Origin of the sequence: Curtobacterium sp. RIT-PI-V (assembly GCF_025642935.1) — a bacterium.
Classification (GTDB): domain Bacteria; phylum Actinomycetota; class Actinomycetes; order Actinomycetales; family Microbacteriaceae; genus Curtobacterium.
Map to the genome: position 1 here is coordinate 213,370 of NZ_JANZKM010000001.1, position 18,460 is coordinate 231,829.

18 protein-coding genes are annotated in these 18,460 nt (G+C 71.8%); 7 read left to right on the forward strand and 11 right to left on the reverse strand.

The features are described from left to right. Positions 1–41 precede the first annotated feature (41 nt). Entirely contained in the window at positions 42–1,472 is a 1,431-nt protein-coding gene (locus OGL88_RS01110; protein ID WP_263055293.1) for a nucleobase:cation symporter-2 family protein, read from the forward strand. Here the strand turns inward: OGL88_RS01110 and pucL are convergent. From pucL to OGL88_RS01150, 7 genes are all read right to left on the reverse strand, one after another. Then, complete coding sequence (gene pucL, locus OGL88_RS01115; RefSeq protein ID WP_263055292.1) at positions 1,469–2,386, reverse strand: factor-independent urate hydroxylase; 918 nt, start codon at positions 2,384–2,386, stop codon at positions 1,469–1,471. The genes OGL88_RS01110 and pucL overlap by 4 nt on opposite strands. A gap of 6 nt (positions 2,387–2,392) precedes the next feature. Further along, the gene (uraD, locus tag OGL88_RS17950; protein WP_263055291.1) at positions 2,393–3,190 is read right to left on the reverse strand and encodes a 2-oxo-4-hydroxy-4-carboxy-5-ureidoimidazoline decarboxylase; all 798 of its coding nucleotides are present in this window, start codon (positions 3,188–3,190) and stop codon (positions 2,393–2,395) included. Positions 3,191–3,338: 148 nt separating this feature from the next. Then, positions 3,339–3,821 (reverse strand): FBP domain-containing protein, encoded by a 483-nt coding sequence (locus tag OGL88_RS01130; RefSeq protein ID WP_263055290.1) that lies wholly within the window; start codon positions 3,819–3,821, stop codon positions 3,339–3,341. Positions 3,822–4,002: 181 nt separating this feature from the next. Further along, the gene (locus OGL88_RS01135) at positions 4,003–4,785 is read right to left on the reverse strand and encodes a class I SAM-dependent methyltransferase (protein WP_263055289.1); all 783 of its coding nucleotides are present in this window, start codon (positions 4,783–4,785) and stop codon (positions 4,003–4,005) included. 40 nt (positions 4,786–4,825) lie between these two features. After that, a complete protein-coding gene (locus OGL88_RS01140; protein ID WP_123293003.1) occupies positions 4,826–5,737 on the reverse strand; it encodes a helix-turn-helix transcriptional regulator in 912 nt (303 codons plus the stop codon). A 114-nt stretch (positions 5,738–5,851) separates the two neighbouring features. Continuing rightward, the gene (locus tag OGL88_RS01145; protein ID WP_111083594.1) at positions 5,852–7,111 is read right to left on the reverse strand and encodes a hemolysin family protein; all 1,260 of its coding nucleotides are present in this window, start codon (positions 7,109–7,111) and stop codon (positions 5,852–5,854) included. Between the two features lie 153 nt (positions 7,112–7,264). Then, positions 7,265–8,308, reverse strand: coding sequence for a M23 family metallopeptidase (locus OGL88_RS01150; RefSeq protein WP_263055288.1), 1,044 nt, complete (start codon positions 8,306–8,308; stop codon positions 7,265–7,267). A gap of 161 nt (positions 8,309–8,469) precedes the next feature. Here OGL88_RS01150 and OGL88_RS01155 point away from each other — a divergent pair, with 161 nt between their 5' ends. Beyond that, positions 8,470–8,964 carry a hypothetical protein gene (locus OGL88_RS01155; protein ID WP_111083592.1) on the forward strand — a complete coding sequence of 165 codons (495 nt, stop codon included), beginning with the start codon at positions 8,470–8,472 and terminating at the stop codon, positions 8,962–8,964. A 15-nt stretch (positions 8,965–8,979) separates the two neighbouring features. Here the strand turns inward: OGL88_RS01155 and OGL88_RS01160 are convergent, their stop codons facing one another. Together OGL88_RS01160 and OGL88_RS01165 are read right to left on the reverse strand one after the other, a co-directional pair. Beyond that, positions 8,980–10,671: a cation:proton antiporter gene (locus OGL88_RS01160; protein WP_263055287.1), complete on the reverse strand. Its 1,692-nt coding sequence runs from the start codon at positions 10,669–10,671 to the stop codon at positions 8,980–8,982. A gap of 27 nt (positions 10,672–10,698) precedes the next feature. Further along, positions 10,699–11,064: a hypothetical protein gene (locus OGL88_RS01165; protein ID WP_263089332.1), complete on the reverse strand. Its 366-nt coding sequence runs from the start codon at positions 11,062–11,064 to the stop codon at positions 10,699–10,701. A gap of 193 nt (positions 11,065–11,257) precedes the next feature. Here OGL88_RS01165 and OGL88_RS01170 point away from each other — a divergent pair, with 193 nt between their 5' ends. Beyond that, entirely contained in the window at positions 11,258–13,468 is a 2,211-nt protein-coding gene (locus tag OGL88_RS01170) for an NADP-dependent isocitrate dehydrogenase (protein ID WP_205463405.1), read from the forward strand. Between the two features lie 297 nt (positions 13,469–13,765). Here OGL88_RS01170 and OGL88_RS01175 read toward each other — a convergent pair whose 3' ends face one another. Next, on the reverse strand, positions 13,766–14,218 hold the full coding sequence (locus OGL88_RS01175; RefSeq protein WP_263055402.1) for a DUF3817 domain-containing protein: 453 nt from the start codon (positions 14,216–14,218) through the stop codon (positions 13,766–13,768). Between the two features lie 89 nt (positions 14,219–14,307). Here OGL88_RS01175 and OGL88_RS01180 point away from each other — a divergent pair, with 89 nt between their 5' ends. Both OGL88_RS01180 and OGL88_RS01185 read left to right on the forward strand, forming a co-directional pair. Beyond that, on the forward strand, positions 14,308–15,063 hold the full coding sequence (locus tag OGL88_RS01180) for a ThuA domain-containing protein (protein WP_263055403.1): 756 nt from the start codon (positions 14,308–14,310) through the stop codon (positions 15,061–15,063). 17 nt (positions 15,064–15,080) lie between these two features. Next, positions 15,081–16,238 (forward strand): PP2C family protein-serine/threonine phosphatase, encoded by a 1,158-nt coding sequence (locus OGL88_RS01185; protein ID WP_263055404.1) that lies wholly within the window; start codon positions 15,081–15,083, stop codon positions 16,236–16,238. A 22-nt stretch (positions 16,239–16,260) separates the two neighbouring features. Here the strand turns inward: OGL88_RS01185 and OGL88_RS01190 are convergent, their stop codons facing one another. Then, positions 16,261–16,704, reverse strand: a complete 444-nt coding sequence (locus tag OGL88_RS01190) for a hypothetical protein (protein WP_205463403.1) — start codon at positions 16,702–16,704, stop codon at positions 16,261–16,263. A gap of 73 nt (positions 16,705–16,777) precedes the next feature. Here OGL88_RS01190 and OGL88_RS01195 point away from each other — a divergent pair, with 73 nt between their 5' ends. After that, a complete protein-coding gene (locus tag OGL88_RS01195) occupies positions 16,778–17,428 on the forward strand; it encodes a ScbR family autoregulator-binding transcription factor (protein WP_165932299.1) in 651 nt (216 codons plus the stop codon). Positions 17,429–17,544: 116 nt separating this feature from the next. Next, complete coding sequence (locus OGL88_RS01200) at positions 17,545–18,423, forward strand: aminoglycoside phosphotransferase family protein (RefSeq protein WP_263055406.1); 879 nt, start codon at positions 17,545–17,547, stop codon at positions 18,421–18,423. Positions 18,424–18,460: the final 37 nt, after the last annotated feature.

The window sequence follows — 18,460 nt, forward strand, 5'->3', positions numbered from 1 at the left end:
GCGTCCGGAGCACAGGGAAACCACCGCTCGAAGGGGACGCCATGACGACCGAGAAGACACCGCGCACGACCCGGAGTGACGACGGCGTCGACTCCGTCCCACCGCTCGCCAGGCTCCTGCCGCTCGGACTGCAGCACGTGCTCGCGATGTACGCGGGCGCGATCGCCGTCCCGCTCATCGTCGGCGGAGCCCTCGGCTTCGACAGCGCCGACCTGGCCTTCCTCATCAGCGCCGACCTGTTCGTCGCGGGCCTCGCCACGATCGTGCAGTCCGTCGGCTTCTGGCGGTTCGGGGTCCGGCTGCCGCTCGTGCAGGGCGTCACGTTCGCCGCGGTCGGCCCGATGATCGCGATCGGCACCGAGCACGGCATCACCGCCGTCTACGGGGCGACGATCGCGTGCGGGGTCTTCATGGTGGTGGTCGCGCCGTGGTTCGCGCAGCTCGTCCGGCTGTTCCCGCCGATCGTCACCGGCACGGTCATCCTCATCATCGGTCTGTCGCTCATGAGCGTCGCGGCCGGCTGGGTCACCGACGGTGGGAAGGACGGTGCTGCGGACCCGCTCGACGTCGCGTTCGCGGCCGGGGTGCTGCTCGCGATCGTCCTGGTCGAACGGTTCGCACCGCGCGGCCTCGCGCGGGTGTCGGTGCTGTTCGGGCTGCTGCTCGGTACCGTCGTGGCGCTGTTCGTCCCCGGCATGGTCGACGGGTCGGGCATCGGCGACGCGGGCTGGTTCGCCTTCGTCACGCCGTTCCACTTCGGGCTGCCGACGTTCGACCTCGCCTCGATCGTGTCGATGCTCGTCGTCGGGCTCGTGATCATGACCGAGACCACCGGCGACATGATCGCGGTCGGCGAGGTCACCGGGCGTCCCGTGTCGAAGCGCACGCTCGCCGACGGCCTGCGGGCGGACGGACTCGGCACCGTCGTCGGCGGGGTGTTCAACACGTTCCCGTACACGGCGTTCGCGCAGAACGTCGGGCTCGTCGCACTGACCGGCGTGCGCTCCCGGTACGTGGCGACGGCGGCCGGCGGCATCCTCGTCGTGCTCGGCCTGGTGCCGAAGGTGGCCGCGGTGGTCGAGGCGATCCCGCACGCGGTGCTCGGCGGCGCCGGCGTCGCCCTGTTCGGCATGGTGGCGGCTTCGGGCATCAGGACGCTGTCGAAGGTGCGGTTCGACAACCGGAACGTGCTCGTCGTGGCGCTGCCCCTCGGCATCGCGCTGCTGCCGACCGTCGCCCCGGAGATCTACGGGCAGTTCCCGACCTGGTTCACCCTGGTGTTCGACTCGGGGATCTCGGCCGGTGCCGTCGCGGCGATCCTGCTCAACCTGCTGCTCGGCTCGCGTTCCGTGGCCGAGCGGTACGGCGAGGACCCGGCGGTCGGTTCGTACGACGGGGTGCGGTCGACGGCGCCGATCGCACTGCCCGACCCGCACGGATCGCGCGAGCCGAGCAGCGAGCCCTCGGCCTAGACGAAGGCGGGCAGGTGCTCCCACGCACCGGGCGCCTCGGCCACGCCGTCGCGGACGACCGTCCCCTCGATCAGCCCGTAGGGACGGTCGGCCGCGATGAACACCTCGTTCTCGTTCGTCAGGTCGAACGGCGACAGGTCCACGACGAAGTGGTGCTTGTTCGGCATCGCGAACCGCACCTCGGCGAGCTCCGGCCGCAGCTCGATCGCCGCGCGGCCCATCTCCCACAGCGTCTGCTGCAGGGCGAGTGAGTGCACCGTGGCGAACTGCTCGAGCATCACCGCGACGACCTCCTCGTACAGGTGGTCGTAGTCGATCCCCGCCTCCACCGCGGACGGCAGGTACCGCCACCGCGCCGTGACCTCGGTCGCCATGATCCGGTCGGTCGTCTCCGGCAGGGTCGTGAACCGCGACCGCGGGAAGCCGTGGAACTCGGAGCCGGTCGACTTCAGGACGACCAGGTCCTTCACGCCGCCGGTGACGTGGCGCTCGCCGGCCTCGACGTGCACCGTCGCCAGGCGGGTGCCGGTGCCGGTGCGGCGGAACGAGTGGTCGTGCGGCTGCCCGTCGACCGTGATGCGTTCCCACGGGTGCACCTCGGCCTGCCAGAGCCCGCCCTCGACCCAGTCGAACTCGCTCGTGAACTGGTCGGCGAGCAGTGCGAGGAAGTCCTCCGGGGCGCCGACCCCGTGCTCCTTCGCCAGGGCGAACACGGTGTTCTTCTGGGTGTCCGTCGCGACGATCCGGGAGTTGTCGCCGCTGGTGAACGACCCGGCGAACGCCTCGCCGATGAGCTGCGACGTCACGGTCAGGTCGGCGATCTCGTGCCGGTCACCGTGCCGGGTCACCCGCACCAGGCGGTTCTCGGCCTTGCCGTACTTGTTCGGTCCCAGGTGGACGGTGGTCTCCGACATGGCGGGTCAACTCCCTCGGTAGGTGCTGTAGGCGAAGGGGCTCAGCAGCAGTGGGACGTGCAGGTGCTCGGTTCCCGTGACGCGGAACGCCACGGTCACGAACGGGTGGAAGGTCGGCACCCCGGCAGCGGCGAAGTACGCCCCGGTGTCGAAGCGCAGCACGTGGTCGGTGCGCGCGAGCACGTCGGGGCCGAGTGCCGCACGGCCGTCGGCGTCGGTCGAGCCGGTCGCGACGACGTCACCGTCGACGGTGCTGAGGGTCAGGCCGACGCCGACCGCCGGGGTCCCGGTGGTGGCGTCGAGCACGTGCGTGGTCAGGTGCGGCACGGCGAAGGTCGCACGGATGCGGTGCAGGGCGATGTCGGACAGGGCAGCGGCGGCCTCGCGCGTCTCGACCGCCGGGTCGCCCGCGAGGCGCCGGTCGAGCTCGGCCAGCAGCTCCTCGGGGGTCCGGCCGGCGGCCCGCACCAGGAACACCCGCCCGAACCGCTGCTCGTACGCGGCGTTGCCGTCGGCGATCCGACCGGTCACCGCGTCGTCGGCGCTGCGCATCGACGACTGTTCGCGGGCCGACGAGGCATCGGTCGTCCGTTCGCCGATCCGCGGGTGCTGCGCGAGGGCGTGGTCGAGTTCCGGCACACCCCACGACGCCGACTCGGCACGCGCCCGGTCGAGCAGCGCCGGCACCGTGCCGAACGGGCGCGCGGCCACCAGGGCGTCGACCCACGCGGGCACGTCGGCCCAGCTCCGGATCACCGCGGCAGCGTCGGGGGCGGTCGCGTCGTCGAGGTCGCCGAGATCCATGTGCCGAGGCTATGGAACGCCCGTTTCACCCGCGTTACCGGGCGGTTTCCCCCGCAACGCGACCTGGGGCCCTGAAACGCCCCCGGGGAGACGTTCCGCGCGTACGAGGACGGAAGAAACGTCCTCCGACGCGCGGAACGGCCCCGGCTCAGACCTCCGTGGCGAAGGACGCTGCGCGCAGCTGCAGGTCCTCGATGCGCCGCAGGCGCGCGGCCTCGACGTCGTAGCCCTCGTAGGCGGGCGGCGGCAGCTTCCGGACGTTCCGCGAGCACTGGAAGTCCTGGCAGACGAGCGTGCCGACGGTGTCGCCGTTCCGTCCCGCCTTGCCGGACCGCTTCGCGCTGTAGAACACGACGTCGTTCGGCAGCTTGACGTCCTGGCACCACGAGCACTGTGCGCGTGAGCGCGACGAGGCCTCGGCCTGCCGGAACACGATGCCGACGAGCGTTCCGTCGAGCGTCGGCACGACGGCGTACGCACGCCGACCGATCTTCGGGTCGCGCCAGCCGAGGAAGTCGAGCGCGTCCCAGTCGATCGTCTCGAAGTCGGCGGGCAGCGTGATGTCGGTCGTCTCCTTGCGGGAGGCGTTGACGAAGGACGTGCGGAGGGTCTTCTCCGTGATGGGGAGCATGGTGCATCGCTTTCGAGCGGGCCCGGGGCGTGCGGACGCACACCGCACCGGGCGGAAGGAGGTCAGGGTTCGACGAGGGCGGCCGTGCCTGCGGCACGACCGGGGGCCTCACGCCCTGATGCCGGCGTCACGGGCGCCGACCACCTCCTGGAAGCTCACCCGACCAGCCTACGTCGACGTGTCAAGCGGCGGGGACGGCCGTCACCAGGACGAGGGCGCCCTCGTAGGTCGGCCGGATCCGCAGCGCCCCGTGCCGCCGGTCCCACTCGCCGGAGTCGAGCGCGGTGCGGAGGGCGGCCACCGATCGCCGTGCGGTGAGTTCGTCGACGAAGCTCCACGCCGAGTTCGCCTTCCGGGCGCCCGGGTCGAGCAGGCGTTCCGGCCGGGCGTAGTACGCCTCGGAGAAGCCGTCGACGCAGGTGAACGGGATCGGCAGCGGGGTGGTCGTGACGGTGTCGTCGCCCAGTGCGGCGGCGATGCGGTCGAGCATGGGGTAGCGACGGGCCTCGGTCGCCATCACCTCTGGTGCGTACTCGGCGAGCCAGAAGTCCTCGACGCGGGCCGGGTCGCACGTCAGGATCACGATCGGACCCCGGGTCACCCGGCGCAGCTCGGCCAGCCCACGCTCGAGGTCGCCCCACTGGTGCACCGAGAACGTCGTCATCGCGGCGTCGAACGTGTCGTCGTCGAAGGGCAGGTCCTCGGCGGTCGCGTCGATCGCCGTCGACAGGGTGTCCGGTCGTTGGGCGCGCATCGACGCCGAGGGTTCGACGGCCGTGACCTGTCGGTCGGTCGGCTCGTAGGACCCGGCACCGGCCCCCACGTTGAGCACGGTGCGAGCGTCGCCGAGGGCCTTCGCGATCGCCCGCGCGAACGTCGGTTCGGGACGGCGGTACTGCCGGTAGTCCTGGCCGATGCGGGCGTAGTCGGCGTCCCCCGCTGATCCGTCCGTCGTCTTGGTCACGTCCCCAGCCTACGAACCCCGCACCGGGCCGACCAGCGGTTCAGTCGACCGACTCGGACTCGGACTCCGCCGCGCGCAGGGCCGCGTACTGCTCGGCCCGTTCCGTCGCGGCCCAGGTGCCGAGCAGGGCCAGTGACCGCTCGGACTCGCTGCCCGGCTCGGCCGAGTACGTGAACAGGGTCAGGCCGGGGTCGGCGACCAGGTCGAGCGCCTCGTACGACAACCGGAGCTCGCCGACGATCGGGTGGTCGATGCGCTTCCCGCCGGCGCGCTGCAGCCGGACGTCGTGCGCGGCCCACCAGCCGCGGAACTCCTCGCTGCGCGTGGAGAGCTCTCCGACCAGGGTGATGAGTCCGGGCTCGCACGGGTTCGACACCGCGGCTGCCCGGAGCACGGCGACGGCGTCCTTCGCGGTCTGCGCCCAGTCTGGGAAGAAGTCACGGGCAGCGGGGTCGAGGAACGTGAAGCGTGCGGTGTTCACGGGGCGCCCCGGGCCGGCGAACATCGGCGAGTACAGCGCGCGACCGAGCTCGTTCGTCGCGACGACGTCACCGCGTTCGTTCCGCACCCAGGCAGGCGCTCCGGTGATGGCGTCGAGCAGGCGCTGGACGCCGGGGCGGACCCGGGTGGGGACGGTGCGGTGCATCGTCTTGACGCCGGAGTTCGCCAGTCGGGTGAGGTCCCACAGGTGGACGCGCTCGTCCTCGTCGAGCTGCAGGGCGCTCGCGAGGCCCTCGAGCACGCTGTCCGAGACCCCCTTGAGCGATCCGCGCTCGAGGCGTGTGTAGTAGTCGACGCTCACACCGGCGAGCATCGCGACCTCGTGCCGCCGCAGCCCGGGGACGCGTCGGACCCCGCCGCCGAACGACGGCATGCCGACCTGCTCGGGGGTGAGCCGCGCTCGCCGGGAGGACAGGAAGTCGCGGATCTCGTTGCGCACGTCGATACCCATGGGGAGAGCGTACGTGGCAGCGCTGTCCGTTCGGCAGGCCCTGGCGGTACCCGCCGGGCGGACGGGAGGCCCGTGGCGGCGCCGCCACGGGCCTCCCGGTCAGCTGCGCGGAGTTCAGAGCGTGACGTCGGCCGTGATCCGCACGCGCGCCACCCGGTGACCGTCCATGGCGGTCACCTCGAGGCGGTGTCCGCCAGCGGCGACCACGTCGCCGACCTCCGGCACGCGGTCCAGGTGGACCTGGACGAGCCCGCCGACGGTCTCGTAGTCGCCGTCGGGCAGTGCCGGGCCGCCGTCGGCGACGAGGTCCTCGAGCACCGTGGACCCGTCCACGCCGTCGTGCTCGGCCGTGGGTTCGTCGTACTCGTCGCGGATGCGGCCGACGAGGTCCTCGAGCAGCGCCTCGAGCGTGACCATGCCCGCGCTGCCGCCGTACTCGTCCACGACCAGGGCGATCTGGTGCCCGTCGGTCCGCATGTCCGCGATCGCGCTCGACAACGACTTCGTCTCCGGCAGTGCGAGCACCGGGCGCACCAGGGTCGACACCGGTGCGGACGGGTCGCTCGGCCGGAGCAGGTCGCGGAGGTGCACGAAGCCGTCGACCTCGTCGCGTCCGCCGGAGGTCACGAGGTACCGGGTGTGTCCGACCTCGATCGCGTGGTCGGTGGCCTCGGCGATGGTCAGTGCGGCGTCGATCGTGGACACGTCGTACCAGGGGCGCATCGACTCGCGCAGGATCCGGTCACCGGCGTCCAGCGCGCTCCGGGCGATCCGGCGGCCCTGCTCGTCGACACCCGTGTGCTCGTCGACGAGGCCGCGGAGCTCCTCGGTGCTCATCGACTCGCTGCGGGCGTTCGGGTCGCCGCCGAGTGCGCGGACGACGAGGTTCGTCGAGGCCGACAGCACCCAGATCACGGGGCGCATCAGGGTCGCGAAGCGGTCGAGGGTCGGCGCGACGAGCATCGAGAAGCCCTCGGCCCGCTGCAGGGCGAGTCGCTTCGGTACCAGCTCGCCGAACACGAGCGACAGGTAGGCGATGACGAGGGTCATCAGCACGAGGGCGACCGTCTCGGCGGCTCCCTGGCCGAGTCCGAGCCCGGTGAACAGGGGCGCGACGTCGGGCGCGATCGACGAGGCGCCGTACGCGGCGGAGAAGAACCCGGCGACGGTCACACCGATCTGCACGGCGGCGAGGAACCGGTTCGGGTCGCGCCCGAGTTCGGCGACCCGCAGGCCACGGGAGCCCCGGCGTTCGAGCTGCTGCAGCTGCGACTCACGGAGCGAGACGAGCGCGATCTCGGCGGCGGCGAAGACCCCGCCGACGAGCACGAAGAGGATGACGAGCCCGAAGGCGATCCAGGTGTCGGCGCCCATCAGCGGGCAGCTTCCTCGGATCGACGTCGGGCGGGCGGTCTGTGGTGATCGTCCATGCCTGTGAGTCTGCACAGGGCAGCTGGGACGTCACCCCACCAGCGCTCGACGTCTGCTGTGCGTCCGGGGTGCGTCCGGGGTGGGTGGTGTCGGGGGCTACGTCGTCAACGAGCGGCCGATGCGGGCTTCGAGCCACGCCTCGGGGTCGATCGGGGTCACGCCGTCCATCAGGACCTCGAGGTGCAGGTGCGCGCCGGTCGAGACGCCGGAGGAGCCCACGAGTCCGATGAACTCACCGGCCTCGACCTGGTCGCCGACCTTGAGCGGTGACGACCCCGGGATCATGTGCCCGTAGAGCGTCGACACCTGGCGGCCGTCGATCTCGTGGTCGATGATCACGGCGTTGCCGTACGAGAAGTACGTGCCCGAGATCCGGACGGTGCCCGCGGCGACGGCACCGATGGCCGTGCCCATACCGGGCGTGAAGTCGAGGCCCTGGTGCAGCGAGGAGCACGCGCCACACGGTGCCGAGCGGTAGCCGAAGCCCGAGCTCATCTGCACCGGGCCGGGGAACGGGGAGCGGACCGCGCCGCCGTACGAGACGGCTTCGCCGGCGATGCCACTCGTGTCGGCCGTGCCGCCGGAGGTGACGACCCGGCGCGTCGTGCCGCCACCGACGGTGAACCCGTCGCGGTCGAGCCCGGTCGCGGTGACCGCCTGGGTGACCGCGTAGTCCTGGGTGCGCACGATCGGCGCGATGGTCGAGGTCGCCATCGAGGTGCCGGCGCTGGCGTGGGCGGGCATCGCCGAGGCGGCGAACATCGCGATCGCAGCGGCCGCGCTCGTCAGGGTGATCCGTCCGGCACGACCGGACCGGGAGGCCCGTGGGGCCTTCGCGACGCTCGTCACGGCGGCAGCGGGGCGGCGGACCACGCGCGTGATGCGGGTGTCGACGTGCTCGGTCGTCGCGCGGGCTGCGGTGGCGCGGCGGCCGACGGGCTTCGCGACCGTTGCTGCCTTGGCGGGCTTCGCGACCTGCACTGCCTTGGCCGGCTTCGCGACCTTGGCGGGCTTCTCCGGCTTGTCCGCTCGGCGCTGGGGCTTCCGGGCTGCAGCGCGCTCGGCCTCGAGGGCAGCGCGACGGGACAGGTGCACCACCGGGGTCTCCGGGTGCTGGTCGAGTTCGGGTGCAGTCGTCATGGCCGCCCACCATTCTGCACGACTCTGTCGCTTTGTACAGGCCCCACCGTGATCTTTTCGTTACCGCGGGGCTGGGAGGCACCTGATCACCGAGAGCTCGGACGTCCCCCGACCGTCCGACATCGGTACCGTCGTGCGAAAGCGACGGAAGGACCCGCACCATGGCCCGATCGCCGCGAGAGCGGCCCGCGCAGGTCGACCTCGGCACCGCCGACGTCGTGCTCGCCGGCACCCAAGAACTCCTGCCCGTGCTCCGCGCCGCCGCGGTGCGCGCGGGCATCGACGCCGCCCGCATGCGGGTCATCGGTGTCGACGACCTGCCGGATCCCGAGGAGACCTGGGACGCCGAACTCGCGGTCATCGCGATCCGACGCCCCGGTGACGACCCCGCGTTCCACCGTGCGCAGGCAGCCGCTGAGCTCATCGATCCGCTGCTCGTGCCGCACGCCGTCCGGATCGTGGTGACGGTATCGGGGCTGACACGGTTGGCACCCAAGGTCGAGCGCACCCTGACGTCCGAGGTGCTCCACCAGATCGACGCCGCATCGGCACCGTCGGGGTTCGAGCGGCCGTTCCGCAGCATGCGGATGCGGCTCGGGCTCGCAGCACTCCGGGCCGCCGGCGTCCGGGTGTTCCGCGTGTCGATCGGCACCTGACCGGCGGGACTGCCGTCAGCGGGCAGGTGCCCCACGGAGCTCGAGGGCGATCTGCTCGGCGTCGAGGTTCTGCAGCATCGACTCGAGCACCTCGGCGTCGAAGGAACCGTCGTCGCGGGCGTCGAGGATCGCCGCGCGCTGCGCCTCGAGCACCGCGAGTCGTCGGGCCTTCTCGCGTCCCATCCACGCCCGGAGCTCGGCCGGGTCGGCTGCCTCGAGTTCTTCGCGTGCCCGAGGGCCGGCCTCGCGGGTCCCGGGGACGTCCTCTGCCGCCGTCCGCATGAGCTCGAGCAGCCGCTTGCGCTCCTCGGTGTCCTGCGCCGACGTGTCGGGTGCGGGGGCGGCGATCCGACGGAGCAGTGGGCCGATCGTGCCGCCCTGGACCACGAGCGAGAGCAGTGCCACCGCGAACGCGATGAACACCAGGAGCGATCGTTGCGGCGTCCCTTCGGGCAGGGTCTGGGCGGCGGCGACGGTCACCGCCCCGCGCATGCCGGCCCAGACCACGGCGGTGCCCTCGCGCCAGCCCAGTGGCGCCTTCGTGTAGTACGCGATGTCCGCCAGGGTGCGGCGGACGCGTGTCGTGAACCGGTCGAGTTCGCGCTCCGAGGGCGCTCGGTTGCCCGGCCGGTGCTCGCGGATCACCTCGCTCATCGCGTCGCGGTCGCCGGCGTGCATCTCGGCGAAGCGTTCCTGCATCCGCTCGCCGCGCTTGGCGGCCGCCGACAGCGCGAACAGCAGCGGGACGACGTACGCGGCCCGTACCAGCACGGTGAGCACGAGGGCCCCGACGGCGATGAGCAGCGCCGGACCGATGCCCGCGTGCTCCCGCTGCACGTCGCCGAGGATCTTCGCCAGCTCGAGCCCCATCGTCAGGAACACCGCACCTTCGAGCACGAGCTCGATGGTCTGCCAGTTCTGCGCGTCCGACAGTCGGTGCCCCGGCGGGAGCCTGCGCGGCCCGACGATCCCGGTGAACAGCCCCGCGACGACCGCGGCCACGAGCCCGGACCCGCCGAAGTGCTCGGTCGGCAGGGCAGCGACGAACGGCACCGCGAAGGACAGTGCCGTGTTCACCGCGGCGTTCGGCACCCGGGCGCGGACGAACACGTTCAACCAACCGACGAACCAGCCGATGGCCACGGCGATGGCGACGGCCTTGGCGAAGTCGCCGAGCGCACCCCAGAACGAGAACGATGCACCAGCGGTGAAGATGGCCGTCCGGAGGAGGACCAGGGCGGTGGCGTCGTTGAGCAGCGATTCGCCGTCGAGGATCGAGATCGCCCGGCGCGACACCGAGGTCTGCTTGACGATCGAGGTGGCGACGGCGTCGGTGGGACTGACGATCGCACCGAGGGCGATCCCCCACCAGAACCCGAGGTCCGGCACCACCCAGGCGAAGAACAGGCCGAGCACCAGGCTCGACGCGATGACGAGCAGCACCGACAGGCCACTGATGGCGCCGAACTCGCGCCGGAAGTTCATCGACGGCATCGACACCGCCGACGAGTACAACAACGGCGGCAGGACCCCGGCGAGGATCCACTCCGGCTCGATCTCTGCGTCCGGGATGAACGGCAGCAGGCTCGCGATGATCCCGACGACGACGAGCACCAACGGTGCCGCGACCCCGATGCGGGGCCCGAGCACGGCGGCACCGGCGATGGCGATCAGGGCGATGACGCCCACGACGAGGAGTTCGGTCACCGGTCCAGCGTGGCACCGTGCGCGCGATCAGGTCCCGTCGGGTCCGGCGCTGTGGACTGCCCCCGCCTGGACGGACGGTTGTGGAGGGGCGGCGTGGGCGACGACCGCGACGCTGCCGACCGCGAGCACGAGCGCCAGGGCCCCGGCGCTCACCGCTGTGCCGACGCGGCGGAGTCGGGAGCGTCCACCGCGGTCACGTGGGGCGAACCGGGCCAGCCCGCGGCGGGGTTCCGGCCCGACGAGCCACGGACCGGATCCGTCGACGTCGTACGAGAACGGCCCGGAGCCGTCCGGGGCGTACCGGTACGGACCGCTGCCGTCCGAGGCGTAGGCCGAGCGGAGGTCCTCCGCGGTCCACCCGAAGTCCTCCGGTGTCGCACGTGTCGTCGCCATGATCGCCCTCCTGTGGCCCTGGAACTGCGGAAGACCAGTCCACCGGGCGTTCCTATGGGTCGGCAGTGTGCCTCCAGGACGTCTGCCGTGTCCCTGCCGGACGCAGGCCGGACCATGTATCTTGATGTCGAGACATCCCGCCCCACGAGTAGCGTGGACGTACCGACGGTCGAACAAGGGAGTACCCGCCAGCATGGCCAAGATCATCTACACCCTCACGGACGAGGCGCCGTTCCTCGCCACCCACTCCTTCCTCCCGGTCATCCAGGCCTTCGCCGGCACCGCTGGTGTCGACGTCGAGACCCGCGACATCTCGCTCGCCGGCCGGATCATCGCCCAGTTCCCGGAGCGGCTCACCGACGAGCAGCGCGTGGACGATGCCCTGGCCGAGCTCGGCGAGCTCGCGAAGACCCCCGAGGCGAACATCATCAAGCTGCCGAACATCTCGGCGTCGATCCCGCAGCTCAAGGTCGCGATCAAGGAACTGCAGTCGCAGGGCTACGACCTGCCCGACTACCCCGACGAGCCCACGACGGACGAGCAGCGCGACGCCCGCGCCCGTTACGGCCGCGTCCAGGGCAGCGCCGTCAACCCCGTGCTGCGCGAGGGCAACTCCGACCGCCGCGCTCCCCTGTCCGTCAAGAACTACGCCCGGAAGCACCCGCACCGCATGGGTGCGTGGAGCAGCGACTCGAAGACGAACGTCGTCACGATGGGCGTCGACGACTTCCGCTCGAACGAGAAGTCCTGGATCGCCCCCGCCGATGACGTCCTGACGATCACGTTCGTCGCCGAGGGCGGCGAGACCCAGGTCCTCAAGCAGTCGATCCCCGTCGTGCAGGGCGAGGTCGTCGACGGCACCGTGCTGCACGTCGCGGCGCTCGAGGCCTTCCTGCAGGACCAGATCCAGCGCGCCGCGGCCGAGGACATCCTGTTCTCCGTGCACCTCAAGGCGACGATGATGAAGGTCTCCGACCCGATCATCTTCGGCCACGTCATCAAGGCGTTCTTCCCGTCGGTGTTCGAGCGCTTCGGTGCCGACCTCGCAGCCGCCGGGCTCACCCCGAACGACGGTCTCGGCTCGATCCTCGCGGGCCTCGACGCCCTGCCGAACGGTGCGGAGATCAAGCAGGCCTTCACCGACGGCATCGCCGCGGGCCCCGAGCTCGCGATGGTCGACTCGGACAAGGGCATCACGAACCTGCACGTCCCGAGCGACGTCATCGTGGACGCCTCGATGCCCGCGATGATCCGCACCTCCGGCCACATGTGGGGCCCGGACGGCGACGAGCACGACACCCTCGCCGTGATCCCGGACTCGAGCTACGCCGGCATCTACCAGACCGTGATCGACGACTGCCGCGTCAACGGTGCCTTCGACCCGGCGACGATGGGCTCCGTGCCCAACGTCGGGCTCATGGCGCTGAAGGCCGAGGAGTACGGCTCGCACGACAAGACCTTCGAGGTCCCCGGCGCGGGCGCCGTCCGCGTGACGAACGCCGCCGGTGACGTCGTCATCGAGCACGACGTCGAGCCCGGTGACATCTGGCGTGCCTGCCAGACCAAGGACGTCGCCATCCGCGACTGGGTCAAGCTCGCCGTCACCCGTGCCCGCGCCTCGGAGACCCCGGCCGTCTTCTGGCTCGACGAGACCCGTGCGCACGACGCGAACCTGATCGGTCTGGTCCGCCAGTACCTGGGCGAGCTCGACACCGAGGGCCTGCAGATCGAGATCCTCTCGCCGGAGGACGCCATGCGCTTCTCGCTCGAGCGCATCCGCCGCGGCGAGGACACCATCTCCGTCACGGGCAACGTCCTGCGCGACTACCTGACCGACCTGTTCCCGATCATGGAGCTCGGCACCTCGGCGAAGATGCTCTCCGTCGTCCCGCTGCTCGGCGGTGGTGGCCTGTTCGAGACCGGTGCCGGTGGTTCGGCGCCGAAGCACGTGCAGCAGCTCGTGCAGCAGAACTACCTGCGCTGGGACAGCCTCGGCGAGTTCCTGGCCCTGGCGGTCAGCCTCGAGCACCTCGCCGGTGTGACGGGCAACGAGCGGGCGAAGATCCTCGGTGAGACGCTCGACCGTGCCACCGGGACCTTCCTCGAGCAGGACAAGTCGCCGGGCCGCAAGCTCGGCTCGATCGACAACCGCGGCAGCCACTTCTACCTCGCCAAGTACTGGGCGGAAGAGCTCGCAGCGCAGACGACGGACACCGAGCTCGCCGCGTCGTTCGCCGAGATCGCGGGCAAGCTCGACGCGCAGGAGCAGCAGATCGTCGAGGAGCTGAACGGCGTGCAGGGCCACCCGGCCGACATCGGCGGCTACTACCGTCCCGACGACGCCAAGACGAGCGCGGTCATGCGCCCGTCCGCCACGTTGAACGCGACGCTCGCCGCGCTCTAGACGCACGCACCTGACGGACGGGAGGCCCGGTGCCAGCTGGCACCGGGCCTCCCGTCCGTCGTCGCGCGCGTCCACCGCGACCGCCCCGCCCCGTCCCCGCCCGTCGTCCCGCGCAGCGCCCCTCGAGGTTCCGAAATCTCGGCATCTCGCGCCGCGAACGGGCCGTCTCTGGAACCTCGGCGAACCTGAGCGGCGTGTTGTGGAACCTCGCGACGGCGCGACCTCGCGGCCGCACGAACTCGGGGCAGCGGGACCTCGCGACGGCGCGCCCTCGCGACGCCAGAGCCAGAACGAGCCTCAGGAGCGCGGGACGGGCGGCCCCGCCGCCAGCAGCACCACGAAGACCAGGACGACCGCCACGACCCCGATGACGACCGCGACCGCGGGGCGACGCACCACGAAGAACAACAGACGGTCCCAGAAGCCCGAGCGCGCGTCGGGTGAGCGGCGCCACGGGCCCTCGAGCATGGCGCGTCGGGCGACCGCGACCTCGAACGGCACCGTGGCGTAGGGGACGACGGCACTCGCCCAGCCGAGCACGAGTGCCCCGAGGGTCCAGCGCTGGTTGACCGCGACGACGGTCGTCACGACGAGGTAGGCCAGGAACACGAAGCCGTGCACCCCGCCGCCGACCCGGACGCCCCAGTCGCCGGCGTCCAGGCCGTACTTGAGCACCATCCCCGCGATGAGCATGGTCCAGGTCACGAGTTCGGCGACCGCGGCGGCACGGAACAGGGAGCGGGGAGTCATGCCCACATCGTCGCGGACGCGTCCCGGGAAACCCCCGACACTCCGGTGGTCGTATCGATTCGACGCCCGGGGAGGCTAGCGTTGGAGCCATGTCAGTGCCGACCGAGAACCGTCCCCTGAACATCGTCGTCTGGAACGAGAACGTGCACGAGACCCGCGGTGACGCGACGGTCATCGGGCACTACCCCGACGGCATGCACACCGTGATCGCGGCAGCGCTCCGTGAGCACCACCCCGACGCCACCGTGAGCACCGCGACGCTGCAGGAGCCCGACCACGGCATCACCGCCGAGCGACTGGCCGCGACCGACGTCCTGTTCTGGTGGGGCCACGCCGCCCACGACGAGGTCAGCGACGCCGTGGTGGACCTGGTCGTCGACGCGGTGCACGCCGGCATGGGCCTGGTGGTGCTGCACTCCGGGCACTACTCGAAGCCGTTCAAGCGCCTGATGGGCACCACCTGCTCGCTGAAGTGGCGCAACGACGGCGAGCGCGAACTCGTCTGGACGGTCGCCCCCGAGCACCCGATCGCCGCCGGGGTGCCGCACCCGATCGTGATCGAGCGCCAGGAGATGTACGGCGAGTACTTCGACATCCCGCGCCCCGAGGAAGAGGTGTTCCTGTCGACCTTCGCCGGCGGCGAGGTCTTCCGGTCCGGGGTCGCCTACCGTCGCGGTCTGGGCAAGGTCTTCTACTTCTCCCCCGGCGACCAGGAGTACCCCGTCTACCACCACCCGGACATCCAGCGCGTGCTGTCGAACGCGGCGGCGTGGGCGGCCCCGGTGTCCGAGCGGCGCACGCTCAGTGCCGACCCCCACCCGCGGGACTGGTTCCTGACGGACTGAGCGGGTAGACAGGGCGTGTGACCAACCCTCTCGACGGTGCGGACCGACGCACCGCGGTGATCGAGGCGCTCGAGGTCTTGGGGGCAGGCCCCGAGGAGCGTTTCGACCGCATCACCCGCATGACCCACGAGGCGTTCGGCGTGCCGCTGACCTTCCTCAACCTCGTCCACAGTGACGTCGTCACGTCGCAGTCGACGTTCGGCTGGCACCAGGGCTCGAGCGTGCCCGCGAGCGAGCAGTTCTGCGCGACGACGGTGCTCAGTCCGGAGCCGATGGTGATCCCCGACACCTCGCTCGACGCCCGGTTCGCGCACACCGCGGCGGTGGTGGAGCACGGGATCCGCTTCTACGCGGGGGCGCCGCTGACGATGCACGACGGCACCAGGGTCGGCACGCTCTGCATCATGGACGCGACCCCGCGCGAGCTGTCGGTCGAGGACCTCGAGCTGCTCCGTGACCTCGCCCGCTGGGCCGAACGGGAGCTCGGGCACGCGATCGACCGCAGTCGGGTCAACCGTGTGCTCGAGGGCCTGGTGTCCGAACCGGTCGACGTCCCCGGGTACGACCTGGACACCCTCGCGATCCGGCGTGAGCCGGGCGGCGGGGACGTCGCCGACTGGCGGCTCGCCACCGACGGTGTGCTGCACGTCACCGTGGGCGGCGTCTCGGCAGCGGGACGAGCGTCGGGTCTCCTCGCCTCGGCAGTGCGCGGTGCCGTGGTGGCACGCACCGAGACCGCCATGCAGGACGCGATCGGCGGCCTGGAGGCCCAGATCACCGCCGACCTGTCCGCTGCGGACGCCGTCGGCTCGCTCTTCCACCTGCGGCTCGACCCGACGTCGGGGCACGTCGACTTCGGGGACGCCGGCCACGGCCTCGCCGTGCTCGTCCGCGCCGACGGCACCAGCCGGGCGCTGCACTCGCTCGACCTGCCGCTCGGCCTGCAGCCGGAGTCCGTGCCGCGGTCCCCCGCGACGCTGGACCTGGCGGCGGGCGACCGGCTGGTGCTGTGCACCGAGGGCGTCCTGGCGCTCGAGGGCATCCGGCACCTCGATGACCTGGCCGACCTGGTGCGGTCCGAGCCGACCGGTACCGCGGCGGTCGAGCGTATCCGCGCGCTCGTGCCGGCGGACAGCCGCCGGGACGTCACCGTCGTGCTGCTGCGCCGCCGCTGAACGACGTGCCGCTGCGCCGCCGTCAGGAGCGGAAGCGGTCCTGCCGTGATCGCGGTGCGCCGGTCAGCGCGACGACGAGCAACGTGGCCAGCATGCCGAAGCCCGCGAGCTCGATGCCGAGGCCGGCGAGCTGCCAGTAGGCACTGCCGACCACCTGCGGTTGCGTGATCGACTCGGGCCACCACGCGTCGATCAGCGGGAACGAGCCGGGGAACGGGTCGAGGCCGAACACCACGAGCCCGCCGAGCAGCAGCACGACACCGAGCAGCGCCATCGCACCGCGGGAGCGCCCGAGCATGTGCACGACGAGCGCGGCTGCCATCCCTGCGAGCCCGACGACGGCGATCAGGAACGCGAGCACGACGATGGTCTGCGGCGCGAGGGCCACCCAGTCGAGCACCGCGATCGGCAGCAGTAGCCACCGTCCGGTCCGCGCCCACCGCGCGGGGTTCCGCCATCCGTCCATGGCGGCCAACCGTATGGCACCCGCCCGGACGCGGGCCGTGCGCAGCCTCGGAGCGGACTACGATCGGCAGGTGATGGCCCAGGACGGACGCACCCGGCAGCAGCGGGCGCTCGAGACCCGCGCGGCGATCATCGGGGCCGCGGCCGCCGAGTTCGACGAGCGCGGGTACCTCGGTGCGTCGATGGACGGCGTCGCCGAGCGGATCGGGCTGACCAAGGGCGCGCTGTACTTCCACTTCGCGTCGAAGGCCGACCTCGCCGGTGCCGTGATCGCGCAGCAGCACGAGGTCTCGCGGCGCTACGGCGAAGCCGCGGTCGCCCGGAGCCGGACGCCGCTCGAAGCCCTCATGTGGATGTCACAGGGACTGGCGACCCAGATGGTCACCGAGGTGGTCGTGAGCGCCGGTATCCGTCTGTCGACCGAGGTCGCGACGCACGACGTCCCCCGTCAGGACCCGTACACCGACTGGATGGCGCTCATCGCACAGACCGTGCGCCAGGCGATCGACGCCGGCGAGGTGGACCCGCGGTGGGACCCGGAGCTGGTCGGACGCGTCGTCATCCCCGCGTACACGGGCGTGCAGACGGTGTCGGACGTGCTCGCCGACCGCACCGACCTGTACGAACGCCTGCGGGAACTCTGGACGGTGCTGCTCGCCGCGCTCGTCACCGAACGCCTCCGGCCAGAGGTCCCGCGACTCGTCGCCATCATCGCGCCGGAATGACGCGGGTCCCCCCAGGGAAACACCCACGTCACCGCTCCACGAGGATACCCAGCGGTCGGTTTCCGCACCCGCCCCCGTTCGCGGGCATGTGTCCACCGGCCCACTAGCCTGAGCCGGTGCCCACACCACCGGCAGAGGTCGACGTCGACGTCCCGCTCGTCCGGGCCCTGCTGCGAGACCAGCACCCCGACCTGGCGGACCTGCCGCTCGTGGTCGTCGCGAACGGCTGGGACAACGTCATCGTGCGGCTCGGCGACGAGTACGCCGTGCGCTTGCCACGTCGGGAGCTCGCGGCACGCCTGGTCGAGCACGAGCAGCGGTGGCTTCCGGAGATCGCGGCCCGCGTCGCACCGGTCGTCCCGGTGCCGGCTCCGGTGCGCGTGGGCCGTCCGGCGCTCGGGTACCCCTGGTCGTGGAGCATCGTCCCCTGGCTCCCGGGAGCACCCGTCGGTGAGCGTGCTGCCGGTGTGCGGGTCGCCGGGGCCCTCGCGGAGTTCGTGGGACTGCTGCACGTGCCGGCGCCGGCTGATGCTCCGGCGAACCCGTTCCGTGCGGTGCCGTTGGCGACGCGCAGCGACGCCGTCCTGACGCGACTCGCCACGCAGGACGTGCCCCGGGCCGTGGAGCTGGCAGCGGTGTGGCGGACCGCGGCGGCGCTGCCGACGCACACCGGGCCTCCCGTCTGGGTGCACGGCGACCTGCACCCGTTCAACCTGCTCGTGGACCGCACGCCGGACGGCGACGAACGCCTGTCGGCGGTCGTCGACTTCGGCGACGTGACCTCGGGGGACCCCGCCGTCGACCTCGCCACCGCCTGGCTGACGCTCGACCGGGAGGCCCGCCACGCGTTCCGGACGCTGGTCGCCGCTCCGGACGTCACCTGGGGACGCGCGCGCGGGTGGGCGATCGCGCTCGCCTCCGCGCTCGCGTCGTCCGACGAACGCGCCTTCCGGAGCGTCGCGCGGCGCAGCATCGACGCGGTGCTGGACGGCTGAGACCCCGCGGGGCTATCGTGACCGCACCATCCGTGCA